At 66.2% G+C, this 20526-nt stretch carries 19 protein-coding genes; 6 read left to right on the top strand and 13 right to left on the bottom strand.

What is annotated here, in order from left to right:
• Nucleotides 1-4: 4 nt before the first annotated feature.
• Nucleotides 5-907 (top strand): carbohydrate ABC transporter permease, encoded by a 903-nt coding sequence (locus tag WFK98_RS01750; protein ID WP_266339385.1) that lies wholly within the window; start codon nucleotides 5-7, stop codon nucleotides 905-907.
• A gap of 85 nt (nucleotides 908-992) precedes the next feature.
• The gene (locus tag WFK98_RS01745) at nucleotides 993-1814 is read left to right on the top strand and encodes a carbohydrate ABC transporter permease (protein ID WP_266339384.1); all 822 of its coding nucleotides are present in this window, start codon (nucleotides 993-995) and stop codon (nucleotides 1812-1814) included.
• 50 nt (nucleotides 1815-1864) lie between these two features.
• On the opposite strand, the gene WFK98_RS01740 is transcribed toward WFK98_RS01745, so the two are convergent.
• Nucleotides 1865-2941, bottom strand: coding sequence for a glycoside hydrolase family 130 protein (locus WFK98_RS01740; RefSeq protein ID WP_336799068.1), 1077 nt, complete (start codon nucleotides 2939-2941; stop codon nucleotides 1865-1867).
• Nucleotides 2938-3696 (bottom strand): HAD-IIB family hydrolase, encoded by a 759-nt coding sequence (locus WFK98_RS01735; protein WP_336799067.1) that lies wholly within the window; start codon nucleotides 3694-3696, stop codon nucleotides 2938-2940. Before WFK98_RS01735 ends, WFK98_RS01740 begins: the two co-directional genes overlap by 4 nt.
• 337 nt (nucleotides 3697-4033) lie before the next feature.
• Here WFK98_RS01735 and gnd point away from each other — a divergent pair, with 337 nt between their 5' ends.
• On the top strand, nucleotides 4034-5065 hold the full coding sequence (gnd, locus tag WFK98_RS01730) for a phosphogluconate dehydrogenase (NAD(+)-dependent, decarboxylating) (protein WP_266339109.1): 1032 nt from the start codon (nucleotides 4034-4036) through the stop codon (nucleotides 5063-5065).
• 5 nt (nucleotides 5066-5070) lie between these two features.
• On the top strand, nucleotides 5071-5694 hold the full coding sequence (locus WFK98_RS01725) for an HAD family hydrolase (RefSeq protein WP_336799066.1): 624 nt from the start codon (nucleotides 5071-5073) through the stop codon (nucleotides 5692-5694).
• 169 nt (nucleotides 5695-5863) lie between these two features.
• Here WFK98_RS01725 and WFK98_RS01720 read toward each other — a convergent pair whose 3' ends face one another.
• The 6 genes from WFK98_RS01720 to WFK98_RS01695 all read right to left on the bottom strand — a co-directional run bounded on the left by WFK98_RS01720 (nucleotide 5864) and on the right by WFK98_RS01695 (nucleotide 12890).
• Entirely contained in the window at nucleotides 5864-6628 is a 765-nt protein-coding gene (locus WFK98_RS01720; protein WP_266339107.1) for an SDR family NAD(P)-dependent oxidoreductase, read from the bottom strand.
• A gap of 144 nt (nucleotides 6629-6772) precedes the next feature.
• Nucleotides 6773-8035, bottom strand: coding sequence for a sugar ABC transporter permease (locus tag WFK98_RS01715; protein ID WP_336799065.1), 1263 nt, complete (start codon nucleotides 8033-8035; stop codon nucleotides 6773-6775).
• Nucleotides 8032-8853: an ATP-binding cassette domain-containing protein gene (locus WFK98_RS01710; RefSeq protein ID WP_336799064.1), complete on the bottom strand. Its 822-nt coding sequence runs from the start codon at nucleotides 8851-8853 to the stop codon at nucleotides 8032-8034. Before WFK98_RS01710 ends, WFK98_RS01715 begins: the two co-directional genes overlap by 4 nt.
• A 76-nt stretch (nucleotides 8854-8929) precedes the next feature.
• Nucleotides 8930-10000, bottom strand: a complete 1071-nt coding sequence (locus WFK98_RS01705) for an ABC transporter substrate-binding protein (RefSeq protein WP_336799063.1) — start codon at nucleotides 9998-10000, stop codon at nucleotides 8930-8932.
• A gap of 241 nt (nucleotides 10001-10241) precedes the next feature.
• Nucleotides 10242-11126 carry an AraC family transcriptional regulator gene (locus tag WFK98_RS01700; protein WP_266339103.1) on the bottom strand — a complete coding sequence of 295 codons (885 nt, stop codon included), beginning with the start codon at nucleotides 11124-11126 and terminating at the stop codon, nucleotides 10242-10244.
• A gap of 240 nt (nucleotides 11127-11366) precedes the next feature.
• Nucleotides 11367-12890, bottom strand: a complete 1524-nt coding sequence (locus tag WFK98_RS01695) for an MFS transporter (protein WP_266339102.1) — start codon at nucleotides 12888-12890, stop codon at nucleotides 11367-11369.
• A 90-nt stretch (nucleotides 12891-12980) separates the two neighbouring features.
• Between WFK98_RS01695 and WFK98_RS01690 the strand changes: the two genes are divergently transcribed.
• Nucleotides 12981-13523 (top strand): TetR/AcrR family transcriptional regulator, encoded by a 543-nt coding sequence (locus tag WFK98_RS01690; RefSeq protein WP_266339101.1) that lies wholly within the window; start codon nucleotides 12981-12983, stop codon nucleotides 13521-13523.
• Nucleotides 13524-13578: 55 nt separating this feature from the next.
• Here the strand turns inward: WFK98_RS01690 and WFK98_RS01685 are convergent, their stop codons facing one another.
• Nucleotides 13579-14400, bottom strand: coding sequence for an aldo/keto reductase (locus tag WFK98_RS01685; protein WP_336799062.1), 822 nt, complete (start codon nucleotides 14398-14400; stop codon nucleotides 13579-13581).
• A 170-nt stretch (nucleotides 14401-14570) separates the two neighbouring features.
• Here WFK98_RS01685 and WFK98_RS01680 point away from each other — a divergent pair, with 170 nt between their 5' ends.
• Nucleotides 14571-15473: a LysR family transcriptional regulator gene (locus WFK98_RS01680; protein ID WP_266339099.1), complete on the top strand. Its 903-nt coding sequence runs from the start codon at nucleotides 14571-14573 to the stop codon at nucleotides 15471-15473.
• A 24-nt stretch (nucleotides 15474-15497) separates the two neighbouring features.
• Here the strand turns inward: WFK98_RS01680 and WFK98_RS01675 are convergent, their stop codons facing one another.
• From WFK98_RS01675 to WFK98_RS01660, 4 genes are all read right to left on the bottom strand, one after another.
• Nucleotides 15498-17171 (bottom strand): glycoside hydrolase family 32 protein, encoded by a 1674-nt coding sequence (locus tag WFK98_RS01675; protein WP_336799061.1) that lies wholly within the window; start codon nucleotides 17169-17171, stop codon nucleotides 15498-15500.
• Nucleotides 17172-17211: 40 nt separating this feature from the next.
• Nucleotides 17212-18105, bottom strand: a complete 894-nt coding sequence (locus WFK98_RS01670) for a carbohydrate ABC transporter permease (protein ID WP_336799060.1) — start codon at nucleotides 18103-18105, stop codon at nucleotides 17212-17214.
• Entirely contained in the window at nucleotides 18102-19034 is a 933-nt protein-coding gene (locus tag WFK98_RS01665) for a carbohydrate ABC transporter permease (RefSeq protein WP_266339383.1), read from the bottom strand. Before WFK98_RS01665 ends, WFK98_RS01670 begins: the two co-directional genes overlap by 4 nt.
• 131 nt (nucleotides 19035-19165) lie before the next feature.
• Nucleotides 19166-20479 carry an ABC transporter substrate-binding protein gene (locus WFK98_RS01660; RefSeq protein ID WP_336799059.1) on the bottom strand — a complete coding sequence of 438 codons (1314 nt, stop codon included), beginning with the start codon at nucleotides 20477-20479 and terminating at the stop codon, nucleotides 19166-19168.
• Nucleotides 20480-20526 lie beyond the last annotated feature (47 nt).

The following is a 20526-nucleotide window of genomic DNA, read 5'->3' as shown; positions in this document are numbered from 1 at the left end:
AACCATGACTGCCGCGCATGCGCCCGGCCGCAGCGGCCGCCGCTGGAACAACGGGACCCTCCCCGTCCTCGTCCTGTTCCTGCCGCCTGCCCTGCTGATCTTCACTCTCTTCGTCATCCTGCCGATGGGCGAAGCGGCCTGGTACAGCCTGTACGACTGGAGCGGCTACGGCCTGCCCGAGAAATTCATCGGCCTGAAGAACTTCGAGCTGCTGTTTCGCAACGGCGCCTTCCGCCAGGCGCTGATGAACAACGGGCTGATCATGCTCGTCTCGATCGCGATCCAGATCCCGCTGGCGCTCTGGCTCGCGACGATGGTGTCGCACCGCATCCCCGGCGCGGTGTCGTTCCGGCTGATCTTCTTCATGCCCTATGTGCTGGCGGACGTCGCCGCCGGGCTGATCTGGCGCTTCGTCTATGACGGCGACTACGGCCTGTTCGCCGCCATCGCCTCGTTCTTCAACGTCGCCTCGCCCTATGTGCTGGCCGACAAGAGCCTCGCCATCTACGCCGTGCTAGGCGTCATCGTCTGGAAGTATTTCGGCTTCCACATGATGCTGTTCATCGCTGGCCTGCAATCGATCGACAAGAGCTACTACGAGGCGGCCGAGATGGACGGCGCGACGCGCTGGCAGCGCTTCCGCAACATCACGCTGCCGCTGCTGGCCCCGACCATCCGCCTGTCCGTCTTCTTCTCGGTGATCGGCTCGCTGCAGCTCTTCGACATGATCATGCCGCTGACCGGCGGCGGGCCGTCGAACAGCACCCAGACCATGGTCACCTTCCTCTATTCCTACGGCATCACCCGCATGAAGGTTGGCTTCGGCAGCGCCGTCGGCGTGGTCCTGTTCGTGATCTGCGTCACGCTCGCCTTCGGCTACAAGCGGATCTTTATGCGCAATGACTGATCAAACCATCATCGCCGGAAACCCCGTCACCAAGCCGTCCGCCGCATCGGCGCGCCGCCGCCGCGAGGTGTTCTCCAAGCACCGGATGAGCTTCGTCACCTGGCTCTATCTCTATGCGAGCCTCCTGCTGATCGCCGCGGTGGTGCTGCTGCCGCTGCTCACCACGGCGGTCGGCGGCTTCAAGACGCTGGGCGATCTCCGCGTCAATCCGTTCGGTCTGCCGAACCAGTGGATCTGGTCCAACTATCTCGACATCCTCGCCAGCGCCCGCTACTGGCAGATGCTCGGCAACTCGCTGATCATCGCGGTGCTTTCGGTGATCCTGACGCTTGCCGTCGCCGCCATGGCCGCCTTCACCTTCGCGCATGTGAAGTTCTTCGGCTCGGGCTTCCTGCTCAATTATTTCCTGATCGGGCTGATGTTTCCGGTCGCGACCGCCATCCTGCCGCTGTTCATCCGCATCCGCGACCTCGGCTTGCTCGATACCTATTGGGGCGTCGTGCTGCCGCAGGTCGCCTTCGGGCTCGGCATGAGCATCATGCTGTTCCGCAAGTTCTTCCAGAACGTGCCGCACGAGCTCTTCGACGCGGCGCTCGTCGATGGCTGCGGCTATATCCGCTATTTCTGGCACATCACGCTGCCGCTCTCGCGGCCGATCCTCGCGACCGTCGGCATCGTCGCCTTCGTCAATTCCTGGAACAGCTACCTGCTGCCGCTGATCCTGCTCAACACCGAGGGCAAGTATCCCTGGCCGCTCGGCATCATGGTCTACCAGGGCGAATTCTCGACAGAATGGCAGCTTGTGCTCGCCTTCATCACGCTCACCATCCTGCCGACGATCATCGTCTTCTTCGCGGCGCAGAAGCACATCGTCGCCGGCCTGACCGCCGGCGCGGTGAAGGGATAGCCCAAGCGGCGGGCCGGCCCGGCAACGGTCCGGTCCGCCTCGAACCCCGGTCACCCAGCCGCCGGAAGCACTTCCGGCACCATAAGCCGCGCCACACCGATGCGGTCGTCGGCCATGCCGTAATAGACATCGAAGCGGTCGGGCGTGCCGAGATCGTCGCGCCGGTCGATGCCGGTCGGGAACACGACGCTGTCGACCGTCCCCTCCCATTCCAGCGGGCCATCGGGCACCAGGACCGGGTCTGGAGCGCGATAGACAACCCGGTTCGGATGGGCCTTCGACAGGATCATCGCGCCGGCCGAGTAGCAGAGCTTCCGGCCATGCAGGCTCGGATGAAAAATGTCGCCGACACCGTGATAGATCATCAGCCAGCCGTGCCGGCAGGGAATGGGCGGCGCCCCGCCACCGATCTTCAGGCGCTCCCAGATCGCCTCGGGGCAGATCAGCCGGTGGTGCTCGGCGAACTGGCCGAGTTGCGGCCTGCCGCCTTGGGTGCCGAGCCGGCAATAGGAAATCCAGATGCACTCGCGATAGGTGTCCTGCGGCTGCGAGGCCGGCTTGTGGATGGTCTCCTCCGGCCGGGTTCCGGGGAACAGCGGCCTATGGATCAGGCCGAGCGTCGGCCTTCCCATCGGGTCGGGCACGAGCGCGCTGAAGATGCTGGCGTCCTTGTCATCGACATCGACGAAGCCGATGCCGTGATAGTTGCGGAATGTCGCCAGCCCCAACCGATGCCAGTGCAGCAGATCGTCGGAAACGGCGATAGCGATCCGGGGCCCGCGCGACGACAGCGCCGTATAGGTCATCACATAATGGTCGAGCGCCTCGACATAGCTGATGCGCGGATCCTCGCAACCGCCGCCATTCTCCCGCAATTCGTAATCGGCCTCGGGTTCGAGCGCGATGCCCATGCGCTCGACGCCCTTCGGATCGCCGGCCGCATCGAACAGGACGCGGGCGATGCCGATCCGGGAGAAATTGCCCTTCGCGACCAGGCGCGGGAACAGATAGAGCTGGCCGTCCCGCCCCCGGATGGCGGCTGGATTGAGCACGCCCTCCGCCTCGTTCGGCTCGCCCGCCGCCGGCTCCATGATCAGGCCGATCCGCTGCAGCTCGAAATCCCTCACGGATGCGCGCCCTTCTCCAGGCAGGCAAGGAAGGCCTCGATGACCCGCTTGGTCTCCTCCGGATCGCGGACGCGGATCGAGGTGACGCCCGCCTGCTTGGCGGGATAATCATTGCCGCCCGGGAAAATGGCATCGCCGACGAACACCATGTCGGCGATCGGAATGCCCAGCGTATCCCGCAGTTTCTGGATGCCATAGGCCTTGTCGATGCCGGGCATGGTGATGTCGATCGAGGTGGCGCCGCCGAGATTGACCGAGAAGCGCGGGATCAGCGGCTGCAGGATCGCCTTGATCCGGTTGCGCTTGGCGAAATCGGGGTCCCACTGCTTCTTTTCGTCGAGCGGCGCCTGCTGGCCGAGCGCGGAAAGCGTGATCTGGCTGCCACGATCCTCGATCAGTTCGCCCCAGTGCTTCTCCGGGCGGTAGCCGGTTTCGTCGAGCGCGCGGTTGAGCGCCGCGATGATCTGCGTCTTCTCCTCGGGGCTGAAGTCTTCTGCGTAGAGCTTCTTCCAGCCACCGTCATAGCGATAGAACTGCGTGCCGCAGGTGGGCAGCATCGACAGGTCGATGAGACGGTCGTCCTGCGGCAGGTTGCTCAGCACCTGGGTCTCGAACTGCTCCCAGGCGCCGCCGGAGATGATCGCGACCTTGACGACCTCCAGCAGGCGCACCAGCAATTCCGCCATTTCCGGATCGAGCGCCGACTTGCTTTCGGCGAGCGTTCCATCGAGGTCGAAGACGGCCAGCTTTTTCATGATCGATCCGGATTGCCTGTCCGACAGGAACCGTCGCGGGGCGCGACGAGGCGGGATCTTCCCAGGCACGAAGATACCACGCCGGTCCAGCAACAACGGGGCGGCGGGAAGCCCGTTCCGTGATGCACGAAATTCCCTCTGTCACAGGGAACGGCTATCATCGCGGACAAGCCGGCGAAATCGCCCGCGCCCATGGCGGCTACAATGCGACGACGCCGGCGCTATCTCTTCCCGAACCCCTCCGGGGCCAAGACAGGAAGGCCGATCCCGATCTTCCCGAAAGGCCCCTTCCCTACGCAAGCTTGCCTTCGACACTCTCTCGCGAGGAACGATTGAAATGCAGATTGGTGTGATCGGACTGGGACGCATGGGCGGAAACATTGCACGCCGCCTGATGCGGGACGGTCATCGTTGCGTCGTCTTCGACCGCAATCCCACCGCCGGCGAGGCGCTGGCCATGGAGGGTGCGATCGTCGTCCGGTCGCTGGAAGAGATGGTGTCGTCGCTGACGGAACGGCCGCGCGCGATTTGGCTGATGCTGCCCGCCGGCAAGATCACCGAAGACACCATCGCCGAACTGGAAGGCCTGGTGCAGGCCGAGGACATCCTGATCGATGGCGGCAACGCCTTCTACAAGGACGATATCCGCCGGGCCCGCCACCTCGCCGAAAAGGGCATCCGCTATGTCGATTGCGGCACGTCGGGCGGCGTCTGGGGACTCGAGCGCGGCTACTGCATGATGATCGGAGGCACAAACGAGGCGGTCGAGCATCTCGATCCGATCTTCGCGACGCTGGCGCCCGGCCTCGGCAGCATCCCGCGCACACCCGGCCTCGGCGACGCCGTCTCCCGCGCCGAGCGCGGCTATATCCACACCGGGCCGGCCGGCTCCGGCCATTTCGTCAAGATGGTCCATAACGGCATCGAATACGGGCTGATGCAGGCCTATGCCGAAGGCTTCGACATCCTGCGCAACAAGGATTCGACCGAGTTGCCGGAAGACGAGCGGTTCACGCTCGACATCGCGGAGATCGCCGAGGTCTGGCGGCGCGGCAGCGTCATCACCTCCTGGCTGCTCGACCTCGGCGCCGCCGCGCTGGCGCGCGACCCGCAGCTGCAGGAATTCTCCGGTTTCGTGCAGGATTCCGGCGAGGGCCGCTGGACCGTGCAGGCGGCGATCGAGGAGGCCGTACCGGCCGATGTCCTCACCGCTTCGCTCTATGCCCGCTTCCGAACCCGGATGGAGCTGCATTTCGGCGACAAGATGCTGTCGGCGATGCGGTTCGGCTTCGGCGGCCATCTGGAGGGCAAGACGCCGATCACCCCGCAGGCGACGACGCGCTCCGCGCTTTCGGACGCCGGGGAGTAAGCCTCGTGACGGAGCCCGCGCCGATCACAACGCTGTTCCTCGATATAGGCGGCGTCCTGCTCACCAATGGCTGGGACCACGGATCGCGTCGCCGCGCGGCCGAAACGTTCAGGCTCGACTGGGACGTCATGGAGACCCGGCATCAGGCGCATGTCGACGCCTATGAAAGAGGCTATCTCGGCCTCGACGGCTATCTCGACCGGGTGATCTTCAACGAGCCGCGCCTGTTCGGACGCGAGGCATTCTGGGAGTTCATGTGCGCGCAATCGCAGCCCGATCCGGGCATGCTGGCGCTGTTTCCCCGCCTCAAGCAGCGCTATGGCCTGAAGCTCGTCGCCGTCAGCAACGAAGCGCGCGAACTGAACGCCTACCGGATCCGCACCTTCGGCCTCGATCGCCTGTTCGACGTCTTCGTCTCGTCGAGCTTCGTGCATGTCCGCAAGCCGGACCCGGAGATCTTCCGCATGGCGCTGGAGATCTCGCTCAGCCCGCCGGAGCGGGTCTTCTACATCGACAACACGCGGGAGTTCGTCGAACTCGCCGCCAGCCTCGGCATCAGCGGCCACACGCATACGGACCTCGCCTCGACGGAGCAAGCGCTGGCCGCGCTCGGGCTTGTCGCGGAGTAGACCGCCCGCGCGAAAGCAAGCCCCGCGCCCACCCCTCTCCCGCAAGCGGGCGAGGGATTTTTTCCGCCGGCGGGACATCGACCGGGCGATCCGTCGTCGGGAGGCCGGGCTCGATCCGCCCCCTCTCCCGCCGGCGGGAGAGGGTCGGGGCGAGGGTCCTACCGCCGCCCTAGTGAAAAATGATGCCGCCGCAGACGTTCAGCGCCTGGCCGGTGATGAACGAGGCATCGTCGGAAGCGAAGAAGGCGACCGCACCGACGACATCGTCGGGATAGCCGAGCCGACCCATGGCGGTCTTGTCCTTCACCGCCTGCAGCGCAGCCTCGTCGCGATAATTGTTGCGCCCCATTTCGGTGTCGATGATCCCCGGGCAGACGGCGTTGACGGTGATGCCGTCCCTGGCCACTTCCTGCGCCAGGATATGGGTGAAGCCGATGACCGCCGCCTTGGACGAACAGTAATGCGCCTGCAGCGGCGCGCCGCGTTTTCCCCCGATCGAGGCGATGTTGACGATCCGGCCCTTGCCTGCCTCGCGGAACTGGGCCAGCAGCGCCTGGCACACCAAGAACGTGCCCTTGGTGTTGACGTCATACATGCGATCCCATTCCTCGGGCGCGATGTCGTCGACCCGCGCCAGCGACAGCACGCCGGCATTGTTCACCAGCACGTCGATATGGCCGGCCAGCGTCCTCGCCTCGGCGACGAAGGTCCTGACCGATTCCGGATTGCTGACATCGCCGAAGACGAGGTCGCAGGTGCCGTTTTCCTGGCGGATGAGTTCCTGGACCTGCTTAAGGTCCGCTTCCTGGCGCGGAATGTCCATGGCCACGACACGGTAGCCTTCGGCCGCGAAGCGCAACGCGATGGCGCGGCCGATGCCGCGCGAGGCGCCTGTGATGAGAACGGCCTGGCCGTCGCCTCTCCTGGGGATCACGATCGTCTTCCTTCCTGAAAATGCCGAATGGCGAATGAACCGGTCTATGGCCGGCGCAGCCGCAAGGGTGGCGTCGGAGGACGCGTTGCTGCAGCCGGAGATCGAGGAGGCGCCGCCGCATCCGGCGGCGTCTCGGATGCGGGATCAGGCGCGGCCGTGGCTGACGCGCGAACGGCGGGCGAGCGAGTCGACGATGACCGCGATGGCCAGCACGCCGCCGGTGATCATGTAACGAAGCGACGACGACAGATCGAGCAGGGTAAGGCCGCTCGAGATCGACTGGATCACGATGATGCCGAGGAGCGCCGAATAAGCGCTGCCGCGCCCGCCAAACAGGCTGGTGCCGCCGATGACCGCCGCCGCGATCGCGTTCAGGTTGACGTCGCCGGTGCCAGCCTGCTGGCTCGACGAAGCGAGCCGCGCCGCCGCCATGACGCCGCCGAAAGCCGCCAGCGTCGAACAGCAGACGAAGGCGCTCGTGTAGATCATGCGGACATTGATGCCGGCGCGGCGCGCCGCCTCGCGATTGCCGCCGACGGCGAACATCGAACGGCCCCAGCGCGTACGGGTCAGCGCGTATTGCATCGCAAGCACCAGCCCGACGAACAGGCCGAACATCCACGGCACGCCACGGCCCTGGTTCAGATAGGCGACGATCAGTTCCGCCACGATGGTGACCGCCACGGCGCGGGCGATGATGCCTCCCGATGTCTGCGAGGAGAGGCCGGCGGCGCGGCGCCGCGCCGCCGTGCGATAGCCGGTATAGAGGATCACGAGCCCCGGCAGCGCGGCGAGGACAACCGAGACGATCGCCGGCATCACCAGCAGCTGGCCGAAACGGACCAGCGGCGAGCCATAGGGCAGGTTGATCGAACCGGTGGTGCCGAGCAGGTAGAGCTGCAGGCCGAGGAACGTCAGCAGGCCCGCCAGCGTCGCCACGAAGCTCGGCATGCCGAAGCGGTTGAAGAGCTGCGCGTAGAGGAAGCCGATCAGGGCGCCGGCGGCGACGGCGGCCAGCATGGCGAGGCCGGCCGGAACGCCCTGGTTGACCCAGAGCACGCCGAGGATCGCGGAAGCGACGCCGCTCACCGAGCCGACCGACAGGTCGATCTCGCCCACCATCAGCATGCAGACGATGCCGAGCGAGATGATGCCGACGGTCGAGGAATCGAACAGCAGATTGACCAGGTTGTTCGGGGTCAGGAACACCGGGTTCAGGATGGAGAAGACCGTCCAGATGATGATCAGCCCGACGATGACCGGCAGCATGCCGAGATCGCCGGAGCGGATGCGGTCGAGAAAGGCGCGGATGCTGTCGCCGAGGCTTGCCGAATGGGCGACCCGCTCGTCGCGGCGATCGAGCAGCGGCGAGGTCGGGGACGCGGTGAACTTGCTATGGTCGGTCATTGGCCCGACTCCGGCTGCTGGGCGGCCTGCGCTTGCCGGCGACCGGCTCGCCTGGACACCGAATTGTTCGAGGCGCCGGTGATGGCGCTGACGAGTTCCTCATTCGAGGCGGCGGGGGAGAACTCGCCATTGTTGCGGCCGAGCCGGAGCACGACGATGCGGTCGGCGACGGCGCGGACGTCCTCCATGTTGTGGCTGATCATCACGACGCCGAGGCCGCGATCGCGCACGCGCTCGATCAGGTCGAGCACCTCGGCGGTCTGCGCGACGCCGAGCGCCGCCGTCGGCTCGTCGAGCAGGATCAGCTTCGGATCGAGCAGCAGGGAGCGCGCGATGGCGACGGTCTGGCGCTGGCCGCCCGAAAGCGAGGCGACGGCGGCCCGGACGCTGGGAATGCGCGCCGAAAGCTCGTTCAGGAGCTGCCAGGAGCGCGTCTCCATCGTCACCTCGTCCATCCGGAGCGGATCGAGCTCGCGGCCGAGGAAGATGTTGGCGACGACATCGAGATTTTCGCAGAGCGCAAGGTCCTGGAACACGGTCGCGATGCCGAGCGAGAGCGCCGCGCTCGGATCGTTCAGCGTCACCGCCTCGCCGCGAAAGCGGATCGCGCCTGCGCTCGGCTGGTGCACGCCGGAGAGGATCTTGACCAGAGTCGACTTGCCGGCGCCGTTGTCGCCGACCAGCGCCACGACCTCGCCGGCATAGACGTCGAGATCGATGTCGGTCAGCGCCGAGACGGCACCGAAATGCTTGGAAATGCCCCGGAGGCTCAGGACCGGCTCACCGGAAGCGGGGGCGCCTTGCAGAGTGTCTGTCATACCCTTGGCGGACCTTCACGCGTTCAACAATCGAGAGGGATCCGCCCGACCTCCGAAGAAGGTCGGGCGGCGCCGGTTACTGGGTGATGCCGAGCGCCTTGCAGCCTTCGGCGTAGCGGTCGACGCAGAGCGCGTCGGCCTTGGCGATGTTCTTGTCGATGATCTCGGCCTTGAAATTGTCGGCCGTCACCACGACCGGAACGAAGAGCTGCGACGGCGTGTTGTAGAGCGTCGTCTTGGCTTCCGGGGTCTCGCCCTTCAGCAGTTGCATCGCGACATTCGCCGCCGCCGCCGCCACGATCTCGCTCGGCTTGTTGATCGTGTTGTACTGGTCGCCGGCGATGATCAGCTGCAACGCGGCGGTCGTCGCATCGTTGCCGGTGACGGGCGGCACCGGATCGACGCCGGCCGCCTTCAGCGCGGCGATCGCGCCGCCGCCGGTGCCGTCATTGGCGGCCACGACGCCGACGATCTTGTCGCCGAAGCGCGTCACCTGGCCGCTGGCCCATTCCTGCGCCTTGGACGGCAGCCAGTCCGGCGTGTCGTATTCGGCGAGGATCTTGTAGCCGCTGTTGTCGAGGCCTTCGTGGATGCCCTTCTTGATCAGGCCGGCGGCCGCATCGGTCGGCGAACCGTTGATCTGCAGCACGCCGCCCTTGTCAGGCGAAACGCCCTTGGCCTTCAGATGGTTGACCAGCGAATCCGCAATCGACTTGCCGATCGCCTGGTTGTCGAACGAGACGTAGAAATCGGCCTTGGCGTCCGGGATCGGACGGTCATATGCGATCACCTTGATGCCCTGGCTCTGGGCGAGTTCGACCAGCGAGGCGGCGGCGGCGGAATCGACCGGATCGAGCACGATCGCCTTGGCACCCTGCGAGATCACCGAGTTGAACTGCTGCTGCTGGCGGGAAGCGTCGGCGCCGGCATTGAGATAGATGACCTTGCAGCCCGGGCAGAGCTTGTCCATCTCGGCCTTGAAGCCGGGGAAATCATGCTCCTCGTAGCGGGTCGAGCCCTGGTCGGGCATCAGGAACGCCACGGTGGCATCCGTGACCTCGGCAGCCCGCGCGGCGGCCGCAAGGCCGCCCAGCATCGTGGTCGCCAATGCCGCCGCGGCAATATGCCTCCAAGAAATTTTCGTCATTCCGTCCTCTCCCTTTGGTAGCGTTATGTTTATCAGAAGCAGGCAAGGCAGATCTCGAACGACATCGTCCGGAGAATGGGATCCGGAGACTTGGCGGCTCGGGTTCAATACCTTCGTCGCCGACTGCCGGGCGCCACTTCCTCTTCAGAATTTTGGAAAAACATCTCCCTTGGCGGAGCGGGCAAGCGCTACACCTTGGGCCTTCGACCGAAATCGACTTCCTCCTGCTCCTCCGCTGCTCTCAGGCGGCCTGGACCACCCTCGAATTCTCCGCAAGCAAAGTCCGGAAGCGCGAGGGCGGCATGCCCTTCTGCGCCAGGAACTGGCGGTTGAAATTGGACAGATTGTTGAACCCGACCGCGTAGCAGATCTCGGTGATCGGTCGAGCGTCGTCGCTCATCAGCAGCTGACAGGCGAGGTTGATCCGCAGCCGATTGACGAACTGCACCAGCGCCATGCCGGTGTGACGGCGGAAGCTGCGCGAAAACGCGCTGGCGCTCTGGCCGGCGATCTGGGCGAGGTCGGTCTCGCTGAACGGCTCGGTGAGGTTCTCGCCGATATAGGCGAGCGCCTTGTTGATGCCGACCGACATGTAGCCGGACGGATCCGGCAGATAGTGCGAGCTGGCGAGCGGCCGCATGTCGTTCGACCGCCCCAGGATACCCATCAGCGTGATGAACAGCTCGAAGCGGCGAATGCCCTGCGCGTCGATCATCTCCCGCATCACCGGCGCCGCCTCCGCCGCCGTCTCCGGCCGGAACAGGGCGCCGCGACGGCTCATCTCCAGCACCCGCTCGAAGGCCGCGAGTTCCGGCGCCAGGCACAGCAGGCGGCCGATGAATTCCTGCGAGAACAGCACCATGCGGCACCGCAGCGGCACGGTGGCGCCCTCGGGCAGATCGCTGATCCAGTTGTGCGGCAGGTTCGGGCCGGTCAGCACCAGATTGCCGGGTTCGAACTCGCCGATGAAATCGCCGACGAAATAACGCCCCTTGGTGGCGACGACGTGGTGCAGCTCATACTCGGGATGGAAATGCCAACGGACCGTGCGAAACGGATATCCGTGCTCCCAAGCCTTGTAGGATTCGCCACGGCGAATATCCACGACTTCCAGATCTGGCGTCACGGCGGACCTCCCACCTAACAGGCGTCCGGCGCCCGTTCCCCCGGCGCCAGCTCCAGCAGGCCGACTTACGCGGTCTCTGCATGGGGGAACCTTAGGTGGCCGGATATGCGGGCGCTACCAAACCGGCATCGTCACGCTGATACTTTTTTGATTCAAGACCGCCACCCTTGCACGCATTGCAGCATGGGAAGCCACCCGGACGACGCGCCGCCGTCCGGCAGGGATGGACCCATGCCGGCCTCAATGACCGGCGGGGACCGGCTGCGCGTCGACCGGCGCCGCCTCGTGGCGCAACGCCACGAAGACGACAAGGGCCAGCACGGCGATGAGGGTCGACGTCACCATCAGCACCGAGCCATGCGCGCTGGCGAAGGCAACCCGGGCGGCGGCGGCGATGGCCTCGCCCTCGGCACCGCCGACCCGGCCGGCGAGCACCATGGCCTCGCCAATCGAGCCCGAGGCAACGCCGACGTCGGCCCCGGGCACGCCCGCGGCGACGAAGTTGGCCCGGTAGATCGTGCTCAGCAGCACGCCGAAGAAGGTGATGCCGAGCCCGGCGCCGAGCTCATAGCCGGTCGCCTCGAGCGAACCCGCGGCGCCGGCCTTTTCGACCGGCGCGGCCCCCATGATGGCGGCCGACGACGCCAGCAGGCCGACGCCGAGCGAGAAGCCGAGCACCGCCATCAGGCAACCGATGACGACGCCGTCGCCGCCGATGTTCGACCGGCTGATGCCGAACAGCGCGAGCGACGCGGCGGCGAGACCGGCCGTGCCGAGCCAGCGCAGGCCGAACCGGCCCGCCAGCTTGCCGGCGATCGGCCCGGCGATCGCGGAGGCGACAACGAGCGGCATCATGAAGAGGCCTGCCTGCAGCGGCGTCCGGCCATAGACATATTGCAGCTCCTGCGCCAGCAGCAGCTCGAAGCCGGCAAACGAGCCGGACGCGACGAAGGCCATCAGCATGCCGACCGAGATCGCCGGTTTGCGGAACAGCGAGAGATCGAGGAGCGGCTCGGAAGCGACGGTCTGCAGCCGCGCGAACCAGGCCATCAGGCCGAGACCCAGCGCCAGAACGCCGAAGACCCAGGGCGACGGCCCCGCCTTGAAACCCGTCTTCACCGCATAGACGGTCGCGATCAGGCCGGCGATCAACAGCAGCGCATGGCCGATCTTCCAGCGCCCCTCGGCCGCGATCGGCCGGTTCGGAATGAACAGGAACACCACCGGCAGCACGACCAGCATGATCGGCACGTTGATGAGAAACACAGATCCCCACCAGAAATGCTCGAGCAGGAAGCCGCCCGTCAGCGGGCCAATCGCCGCGCCGGCGGAGGCGACCGTGCTCCAGAGGCCGAGGGCAAGCGCCCTCTCCTTCGGGTCCTCGAAGGTTTGCCGGATGATCGCGAGCACGCTCGGAATGATCATCGACGAACCGACTGCCAGCAGGACGCGGGCAAGGATCAGCATCATCGCGGACTGCGAGAAGGCGGCGCAGACCGACGCCGTTCCGAAGATCGAGAGCCCGGTCAGCATCTGCCGGCGATGACCGACGCGATCGCCCAGCGTGCCCATCGGCACGAGCAGGCCGGCCATGATCAGCGGATAGATGTCGATGATCCAGAGGATCTCCGTGCCCGAGGCGCCGAGCGCGACGGTAAGCGACGGGACGGCGATGTGCAGGATCGTCATGTCGACGACAACGGGCAGGAACGCCAGGATCACGGCGGTCAGGACCAGCCAGCGATTGCGCGGCGCGACAGTCATTTTCATCTCCATTCCCGCGCCACGGGGGGATTGCTGGCGTCGGGACGCGGAGGTATATATCCGTCCAGACGGTATTAAAAGAGAAAAGACATGGGCAGACGGCCGACGATCGATCGCGAGGGGCTTTTGGACGCGGCCGACCGCGTCATCGCCAGGGGCGGCGTCACCAGCCTCACCGTCGACGCGGTGGCACACGAGGCCGGCGTCAGCAAGGGCGGCGTGCTCTATTCCTTCGGCACCAAGGATGCGCTGATCGAGGCCATGCTCGATCGCGCCGGGAAATCCTATGATCGCCTGATCGCGGACTATCTGACGGCGCACGGCGACGAGCCGCATGCGGGCGCCGCCGCGCATGTCGATGCCAGCCATCGCGAGGATCGGCTGGCGTCGATCCGCGCCAGCGCGCTGCTCGCGAGCCTCGTGCAGACCCCTGATTACCGCAGCGAGATCCAGGGGTACTACCAGGAATTTCTCGACAAGCTCGACACGAGCACGCCGTCCGGGCGCCGGGCGCTGACGGCCGTGCTCGCCGCGGAAGGCGCGTTCCTGCTGCGCGGCCTCGGCCTCGCGCAGTTCGACGACGCGGCCTGGGATTCGATCTTCGCCGATATCCGCGAGATCGTGCCGCGCTGAGCAGGCAGTCCCGGCCGGCACCCGGTCGGGCGTCGGCCGGCGTGGTGACGAGCGATCAGTCCCAGGCGGGCGCGAGGCCCGGCGGGCTGACGCGCCGGCCGTCGGCGCGGGCGAGACCCGTGATCGCCGCCATCTCGGCCTCGGTCAGTTCGAAATCGAACACCGCGATGTTCTCGGCGACGCGTTCCGGCTTGGCGGTCTTGGAGAGGGCGACGAAGCCCTGCTGCAGCAAAAAGCGTAATCCGACCTGCGCCGCGCTCTTGCCGTAGCGCCGGCCGATCGCGGCAAGCTGCACATCCTGCGGCACCGCGCCGTCCGCCATGCCGAAATAGGCCGTCACCGCGACGCCCTCCGCCTTCGCCGCCGCCGCGACGGCGCGCTGGTCGAGATAGGGATGCGCCTCGATCTGGTTGGTGAGGATCGGCGCCGCGCTGAGCGCGACCGCCTCGCGCATCTGCGCGATGTTCTGGTTGCTGACGCCGACATGAAGCGTCCTGCCGGCCGATTGCACCGCATTCAGCATCGCGATCTGTTCGGCGATCGGCACCGCATCGCCCGGCCAGTGCAGCAGCAGGAGATCGACGCGGTCGACCCGCAGCCTGTCGAGGCTTTCCACCACCGACGCCAGGAAGCGGTCCGGGTGGTAGTTATCGACCCAGACCTTGGTGGTCAGGAAGAGATCGTCGCGCCGCGCGCCGGCCTTGGCCAGAGCGCGCCCGAGCGCCGCTTCGTTCTGGTAGATCTGCGCCGTATCGAAGTGGCGAAATCCCGCCTCGAGCGCCGCCGGCACGACCCGTTCGACCTGGTCATCCGACATCCGGAACACGCCGAAGCCGAGCGCCGGGATCGACGCGCCATGCGCCTTCACAGTCTGCATCATCAAACTCCTGGAGGAGAGCGGCGATCATGCCGCCCTTGCCATGGTGGCGACGGCGACACGCTCGTCGCCGCTTCTGCATGGCGACGAGATAAAGGCGACGTGGGCGCTTGATAATTCGCTGGCTAGCCACACAATCTGTGAAACCAATTCACCGATCGGACCAACCCATGGATAATCGCGCCGGCGAAATGCAGGTGTTCCTGCGCGTCGTGGAGGCCGGGAATTTCTCGGCCGCAGCCAGCCAGATGCAGATGACGCCCTCGACCGTGAGCAAGCTGATCTCGCGCATCGAGGCGCGGCTCGGCGTGCGCCTGCTGGAGCGCTCGACGCGACGGCTATCGCTGACGGCCGAAGGCGAACTCTACTACGAACGCAGCCTCGCGCTGCTCGCCGAACTGGACGAGGTCGAGCGGGAACTCTCCCAGGGAGCGGCGTGCGCCGGCGGCACGGTGCGGGTCAATACGTCGGTCGCCTTCGGCGTGCATGGCGTCGAACCGACGCTGCCCGCCTTCTGGAAGGCCTATCCCAACATCCGGGTCGATCTGTCGCTCGCCGACGAAATGGTCGATCTCTATCTCGACCGCACCGACGTCGCCTTTCGCGTCGGCGTCCTGCAGGATTCCAACATGCGGGCCCGGCGCATCGGAGTCGCCCGGCGCAAGATCGTCGCCTCGCCCGCTTATCTTCAGGAGCATGGCACGCCGCGCTCGGTCGACGATCTCGCCCGGCACAATTGCCTGGGCTTCAACTTCCGCCGCACCATGCCGGTCTGGCCCCTGCGCGAAGGCAGCAGGACGGTCGACCGCGCCATTACCGGTTCGCTTCTCACCAACAATGGCGAGACGATGCGAAGGGCGGCGATTGCCGGCGTCGGGCTCGCCCGCCTCGGCGAATATCATGTGCGCGCCGATCTGGCCGAAGGGCGGCTCGTCGAGGTGCTTGCCGGGACGGTCGGCGACGAGGAGGAGATCCACGCCATCTTCCTCGGCGGCGAGCGCATGCCGCAGCGCGTTCGCGTCTTCCTCGATTTCACCGTGCCGCTGCTGCAGGCCTTCCTGCGGCAGCCGTGACGCCGCCGCAGGTTGCCGGACGCGTTATGCGCCGAGCCGCGGGCGCAAGTTCCAGAGCCGCGCCGCCTTCACAGCGGCCGGATCGACGTCGAACGCGATCGACGTGATCGGCTCGTCGCTGTCAATCCGCTTGGTGGCGTTGTGGAGGCCGTCATCGACATCGATCTCGATCAGACCGACATCGACGAAGACGCGGACGGTCTGGAGCGCGGTCGCCTGGGTCAGGTAGCGCGGCACGACCCGGTTGCCCGGCGGATCGAAGACCAGTTCGAGCGAGGTGCCGTCATAGACGAGCGCGATGCCATGATCGGGATGTGCGAAATCGAGCCGGAACGGCGCGCCCGGCGTCGAAAGCTCGATCTCGATCTCGCCGAGGCCGCCCGCGAGCGACACGGAACCGGCCGCCGCCAGAGCCTCGGTCGAAATGCCCGTCCGCAGCGCCTTGACGCCCTCGACCGGCGGCATGCGCAGCTTGCCGTCCTGCCAGACGAAGCGGCGCGGGAAGGTCATGGCGGAATGGAAGTCGCGGTCCTTGAAGACGTCGGTCCAGTTCGCGGCCCAGGCGATGCCGACCGGGCCATCCGTGTGCTGGAAGGCCTGGATCGCATAGCAATCGGTAGCGAAATCGATCTCGCGGCGCAGGATCGGCTCGAACTTGCGGCCGTCGAAGCGGCCGACGATGGCGTAGCTCAGATTGCGGCGGCGGGTACCCTCGTCGCGATAGCCGATCAGGCCGAAGACGAGCGCATGGAGCCCCTCCCCTTCGCCATCCAGCGCGATCAGGCCGGGGCACTCGGCCGGGATGCTGCGCGGCAGCGACTCGCGATGCAGGACATCGACGAAGGTCCAGCCATCGGCGGCGTCGGCCGCCTGCGTCTCATAGAGCAGCACCAGGCCGGCGCGATCGTCGGCGCCGGCGACCAGCATCTTCCAGAGCCCGTCCGGGCCTCGGAACACATAGGGATCACGAATATCCTTGCCGAAATTCGGGATCGAGGGCCGGTCGGTGATCACCGGCGTCGAGGGACCGGCCGCCAGCATGTCCTGCGACACCGTCGTGATCTGCCATTCCTGGCTCGGCTCGCGATCATCCTCGCGGTCGGTATAGAAGACGCGGACGCCGCCTCCCGCATGCGGAATGGCCGAGCCGGAGAAAGCGCCGCCGATCAGGCCATTGTCCGCCAGCAGTTCGGCGCGCGGCTCGAGGAAGATCGGCTGGTCGATCCAGTCGACGAGGTTCTCCGAGACCGCATGGCCCCAATGCATCGTGTTCCAGCGCAGGCTGTGCGGATAATGCTGGTAGAACAGGTGGCTGGTGTCGCCGACCTGGCAGAGGCCGTTCGGGTCGTTCATCCAGCCGAAGGGCGGCTGGAAGTGCAGCTTGTAGCGTGAATCGCTGGCGCGATTTTTCGCCGTAGAACGAAGCAGGCGAATCCCTTCCCGCGCGACGCGCGCCGGCGCGAAGCTGTAGGCGAGCGACACGGCTGTCGCCGGCTCCTGCCAGCCGAAGCGATAGGTGCCGGAAGCAGGCGCCTCGAACACCGAGCGGGTGAAATCGTCCGAGTGCGCGCCCGCCAGCCGTAGGGGCGCGGTGCCGTCGACGGTGACGACGACCTCGGAAAGCGCCGCCCGCGACGGCGCCTTCTGCCAGACATGCACGATGTCGCCGGCGTCCAGAACGGCTTCGAACTCGGTCATTGCAAGAACGTCCATTGTCGCAAGAGTATCCATTGTCGGGTCAGCCCTTGACGGCCGAGCTGATGAAAGAGCTGACGAACCATTTCTGGAAGGCGAGGTAGAAAATCAGGACCGGCACCATCATCATCACCGACGCGGCCATGGCGCTGTTCCAGTAGACGCTGTCATGGCCGAAGAAGCTGGCGATGCCGACGGAGATCGGCCGGGCGTAGTCGGTCTGGGTGACCATCAGCGGCCAGAGATACTGGTTCCAGGTCTCGATGCCGAGCAGGATCGCCACCGTCGCCAGCACCGGCAGGCTCAGCGGCAGGAACACCGACCAGTAGATGCGGAACGGCGAGGCGCCATCCACCGTGGCCGCGTCGTAGATGTCGCGCGGCACCTGGATGAAGAACTGGTAGATCAGGAAGATGTAGAGCGGGCTCGCCATCCACGGCAGGATCTGGGCGGCGAAGCTATCGCCGAGCCCGACCTTGTTGACGAGGCTGAGCAGCGGCAGGACGATCGATTCCTGCGGCACGATGTAGAGGCCGATCAGGCCGGTCAGCACCACCGCCCGGCCCGGCAGCCGGCCCCAGGCCAGCACGAAGGCCGCCATCGAATTCAGGAACACGCCGCCGAGCACCGTGCAGAACAGGATGATCAGCGAATTGACGAGATAGCGCCCGAAGGGCAGCGCGCCGCCGAAGGTGGCGATATCGGCGAAATTCTGCAGCGACGGCTCGGAGACCCAGAAGGCGCGGAAGCTGCCCATGTCGGCGAGGATCTGGAAGCGATCCGGCTTCAGGCTGGCGACGAAGAGCAGGAACAGCGGCGAGATCACCACGAGCGCGATGATCAGCACGGCGACGAACTTGACGATCGCGCCGATATCCGGCTTCGCGGCGACCTTGGCGGCCGGCGACGGGGTGGAGACGGAAGCCAGGGTGCTCATCGACGATCCCTCACGACGAAGCGCTGAACGAGCGAGACGACCAGCACGATAAGGAACAGCAGGATGGCGACGGCCGAGGCGAGGCCGAGCCGCTGGTCGACGAAGCCGGCGGTGAACATGTAGTGGACCAGCGTATCGGTGGTGCCGCGCGGTCCGCCCTGGGTCAGGATGTTCACCTGGGTGAACAGCTTGAACGCCTGGATGGTGGTGATGATCAGCACGAAGATATGCGTCTGGCGCAGGCTCGGCATGGTGACGTGCCAGAAGCGCTGCCAGCGATTGGCGCCATCGAGCTCGGCCGCCTCATAGAGCTGCTCGGAGATGTTCTGCAGTCCGGCCAGATAGACGATCATCTGGAAGCCATAGGCCTGCCAGGCCGAGAGCAGCACGATCGACGGCATCGCCCAGGCCGGGTCGCCGAGCCAGTCGATCGGGCCGACCAGGCCGAAGGAGAGAAAGCCGACGATCTGGTTGAACGGGCCGGTCGGATACTGGAACAAGGTTGACCAGATCACGCAGACGACGACCATCGAGGTGATCGCCGGCAGGAAGAACATGCCGCGGAAGAAATTGCGGAAAGGCAGCTTCTGATTCAGGAGCAGCGCGATGGCGAGCGCGAAGCCGCACTGCACCGGCAGCACCATGATGGTGAAGCGGGTGACGTTCCAGAGCGCCGTCCAGAAGGCCGGATCGGTCAGGATGCGGGTGAAGTTGTCGAGGCCGACGAAGCGCACCGGCACCGGGCGCGGGATCAGGCGCTGATTGGTCAGCGCGATCTCGAAGGACGACAGGAACGGCACCAACAGGAAGATGGTGATCAGGATGCAGGCGGGCAGCAGCATGCCCAATTCCTGCAGGCGGCCGCCCCATATGGGCGGCTTCCGGCGCCTGGCGGCGCGAATGGGCCCCGGCGATGCCGAACCCGGCATGGGGGACGCTTGGCTCGACATGATGATGCCCTCCCGGGAGCTTGTTTCCCGGCCGCGCTTCGGGGCGCGGCCGGGTCTTCTATCATGGTGGTTTGGGGCCGCGCCTCGGCGCGACCGGACTTCGCCGAGGGTTACTCGGCCTTGCCGAACGGCTCGTAGCCGTCATTGTCGAGGATATCGTCGTCGATCTTCTTGGCGGCCTTGCTAAGCTCGGCCTGCGGATCGGCGCCGTCGAAGATGTTGGTCATCGCGTTCTGGAAGGCGAGCGTGATGGTCGGATAGGCCGGATGCGGCGGACGCGCGACGGCGCTCTTGCCGGCCTGCTCGAAAGCGACGGCCATGGCGCCCTTGTCGGCGTAGAGCGGCGAAGCGGCGGCGAAGGACTTCAGGCCGGGGAAGCCGGCATGCGCCTTGTAGGCGTCGCGATAGGCCGGATCCTGCAGCATGAAGCTCAGGAACTTGCCGGCGGCGGCGGGATCGGAGGCCGTCTTGGCGACCGACCAGATCCAGGTGCCGTTCGGGCTGACGCCCTTCTCGCCGAACTTCGGCAACGGCATGACGACGACGTCGTCGCCCATCTTGGCGCTGGCCTCGGCATAGAACCAGTGGCCGCCCCAGGCGAGCGCTGCCGGACGGCCCTCGGCATAGAACTGGTTCTGTCCCGCCGACTGCGGCACGACCCAGCCCTGCTTGACCCAGCCCTGCATCTCGGTCGCCGCGTCGACGCAGGCCTTGCCGTCGAGCGTGCCGGTCGCCTTCCAGTTGGTGCGGTCGATCACGTCGCAGCCCATCGAGACGAGGATCGGCTCATAGGCGTAGGTGATCCACTCGGTCTTGGTGCCGTAGGAGCGGAAAAGGTCGAGCGGCCACTTGACGCCGGGCGCCGTCGACAGCGTCTTCAGCGCCGCCTCGAACTCCTCGCGCGTCCAGGCATCCTCGACCGAGGTCGGGATGCGGATCTTCAGCTCTTCGAGCTGCTTGCGGCTGCCATAGAGCGCGACCGTGCTGTCGGTCAGGCCGATGGCATAGAGCTCCTTGTCGATGGGATAGGTGCCCTGGGCCACGTTCGACGCCGTCATATCGTCGACCAGCGCCTTGTCGAGCAGGCCACCGACCGGCTGCAGGAAGCCGGACCAGACATAATTGGCCAGGAACGGCGCATCGAGCTGCAGGATGTCGGGCAGCGAGCCGGCGGAAACGGCGGCGCCGATCTTTTCGTTGTAGGCGTCGTGCGGCGTGTTGATCAGCTGCACGGTGGTGCCGGGATTGGCGGCCTCGAAGCGCTTGGCGACATCGGTGATGACGGTGATCTCATAGGGGTCGCCCTGGAACATCACCTTGAGCTCGGCCGCCTGGGCGCCCGCAAGCCCTGCCCCGACCGCGATGCTCAGCGCCGATACGGCGCCGAGAGACTTCAGTAAACGATTACCCAGAATATTGGACATTCCATACTCCTCCCAATCTACCCGTTTTGCTCAATTCAACCGTCCGG

The organism is Kaistia sp. MMO-174, from assembly GCF_037147815.1.
Classification (GTDB): Bacteria; Pseudomonadota; Alphaproteobacteria; order Rhizobiales; family Kaistiaceae; genus Kaistia; species Kaistia nematophila.
Note: the sequence above shows the minus strand (reverse complement) of the source record. Positions and strands in the feature narration are given on the sequence as shown.

Excerpts from the sequence above, each read along its gene's own strand:
- WFK98_RS01660 (WP_336799059.1), bottom strand. The coding sequence starts at position 20,479 with ATGTCCAATATTCTGGGTAATCGTTTACTGAAGTCTCTCGGCGCCGTA.
- WFK98_RS01695 (WP_266339102.1), bottom strand. The coding sequence starts at position 12,890 with ATGACTGTCGCGCCGCGCAATCGCTGGCTGGTCCTGACCGCCGTGATC.
- WFK98_RS01665 (WP_266339383.1), bottom strand. The coding sequence starts at position 19,034 with ATGCCGGGTTCGGCATCGCCGGGGCCCATTCGCGCCGCCAGGCGCCGG.
- WFK98_RS01685 (WP_336799062.1), bottom strand. The coding sequence starts at position 14,400 with ATGCAGACTGTGAAGGCGCATGGCGCGTCGATCCCGGCGCTCGGCTTC.
- WFK98_RS01710 (WP_336799064.1), bottom strand. The coding sequence starts at position 8,853 with ATGACAGACACTCTGCAAGGCGCCCCCGCTTCCGGTGAGCCGGTCCTG.
- WFK98_RS01675 (WP_336799061.1), bottom strand. The coding sequence starts at position 17,171 with ATGACCGAGTTCGAAGCCGTTCTGGACGCCGGCGACATCGTGCATGTC.
- WFK98_RS01680 (WP_266339099.1), top strand. The coding sequence starts at position 14,571 with ATGGATAATCGCGCCGGCGAAATGCAGGTGTTCCTGCGCGTCGTGGAG.
- WFK98_RS01670 (WP_336799060.1), bottom strand. The coding sequence starts at position 18,105 with ATGAGCACCCTGGCTTCCGTCTCCACCCCGTCGCCGGCCGCCAAGGTC.
- WFK98_RS01715 (WP_336799065.1), bottom strand. The coding sequence starts at position 8,035 with ATGACCGACCATAGCAAGTTCACCGCGTCCCCGACCTCGCCGCTGCTC.
- WFK98_RS01745 (WP_266339384.1), top strand. The coding sequence starts at position 993 with ATGAGCTTCGTCACCTGGCTCTATCTCTATGCGAGCCTCCTGCTGATC.
- WFK98_RS01735 (WP_336799067.1), bottom strand. The coding sequence starts at position 3,696 with ATGAAAAAGCTGGCCGTCTTCGACCTCGATGGAACGCTCGCCGAAAGC.
- WFK98_RS01690 (WP_266339101.1), top strand. The coding sequence starts at position 12,981 with ATGGGCAGACGGCCGACGATCGATCGCGAGGGGCTTTTGGACGCGGCC.
- gnd (WP_266339109.1), top strand. The coding sequence starts at position 4,034 with ATGCAGATTGGTGTGATCGGACTGGGACGCATGGGCGGAAACATTGCA.
- WFK98_RS01750 (WP_266339385.1), top strand. The coding sequence starts at position 5 with ATGACTGCCGCGCATGCGCCCGGCCGCAGCGGCCGCCGCTGGAACAAC.
- WFK98_RS01705 (WP_336799063.1), bottom strand. The coding sequence starts at position 10,000 with ATGACGAAAATTTCTTGGAGGCATATTGCCGCGGCGGCATTGGCGACC.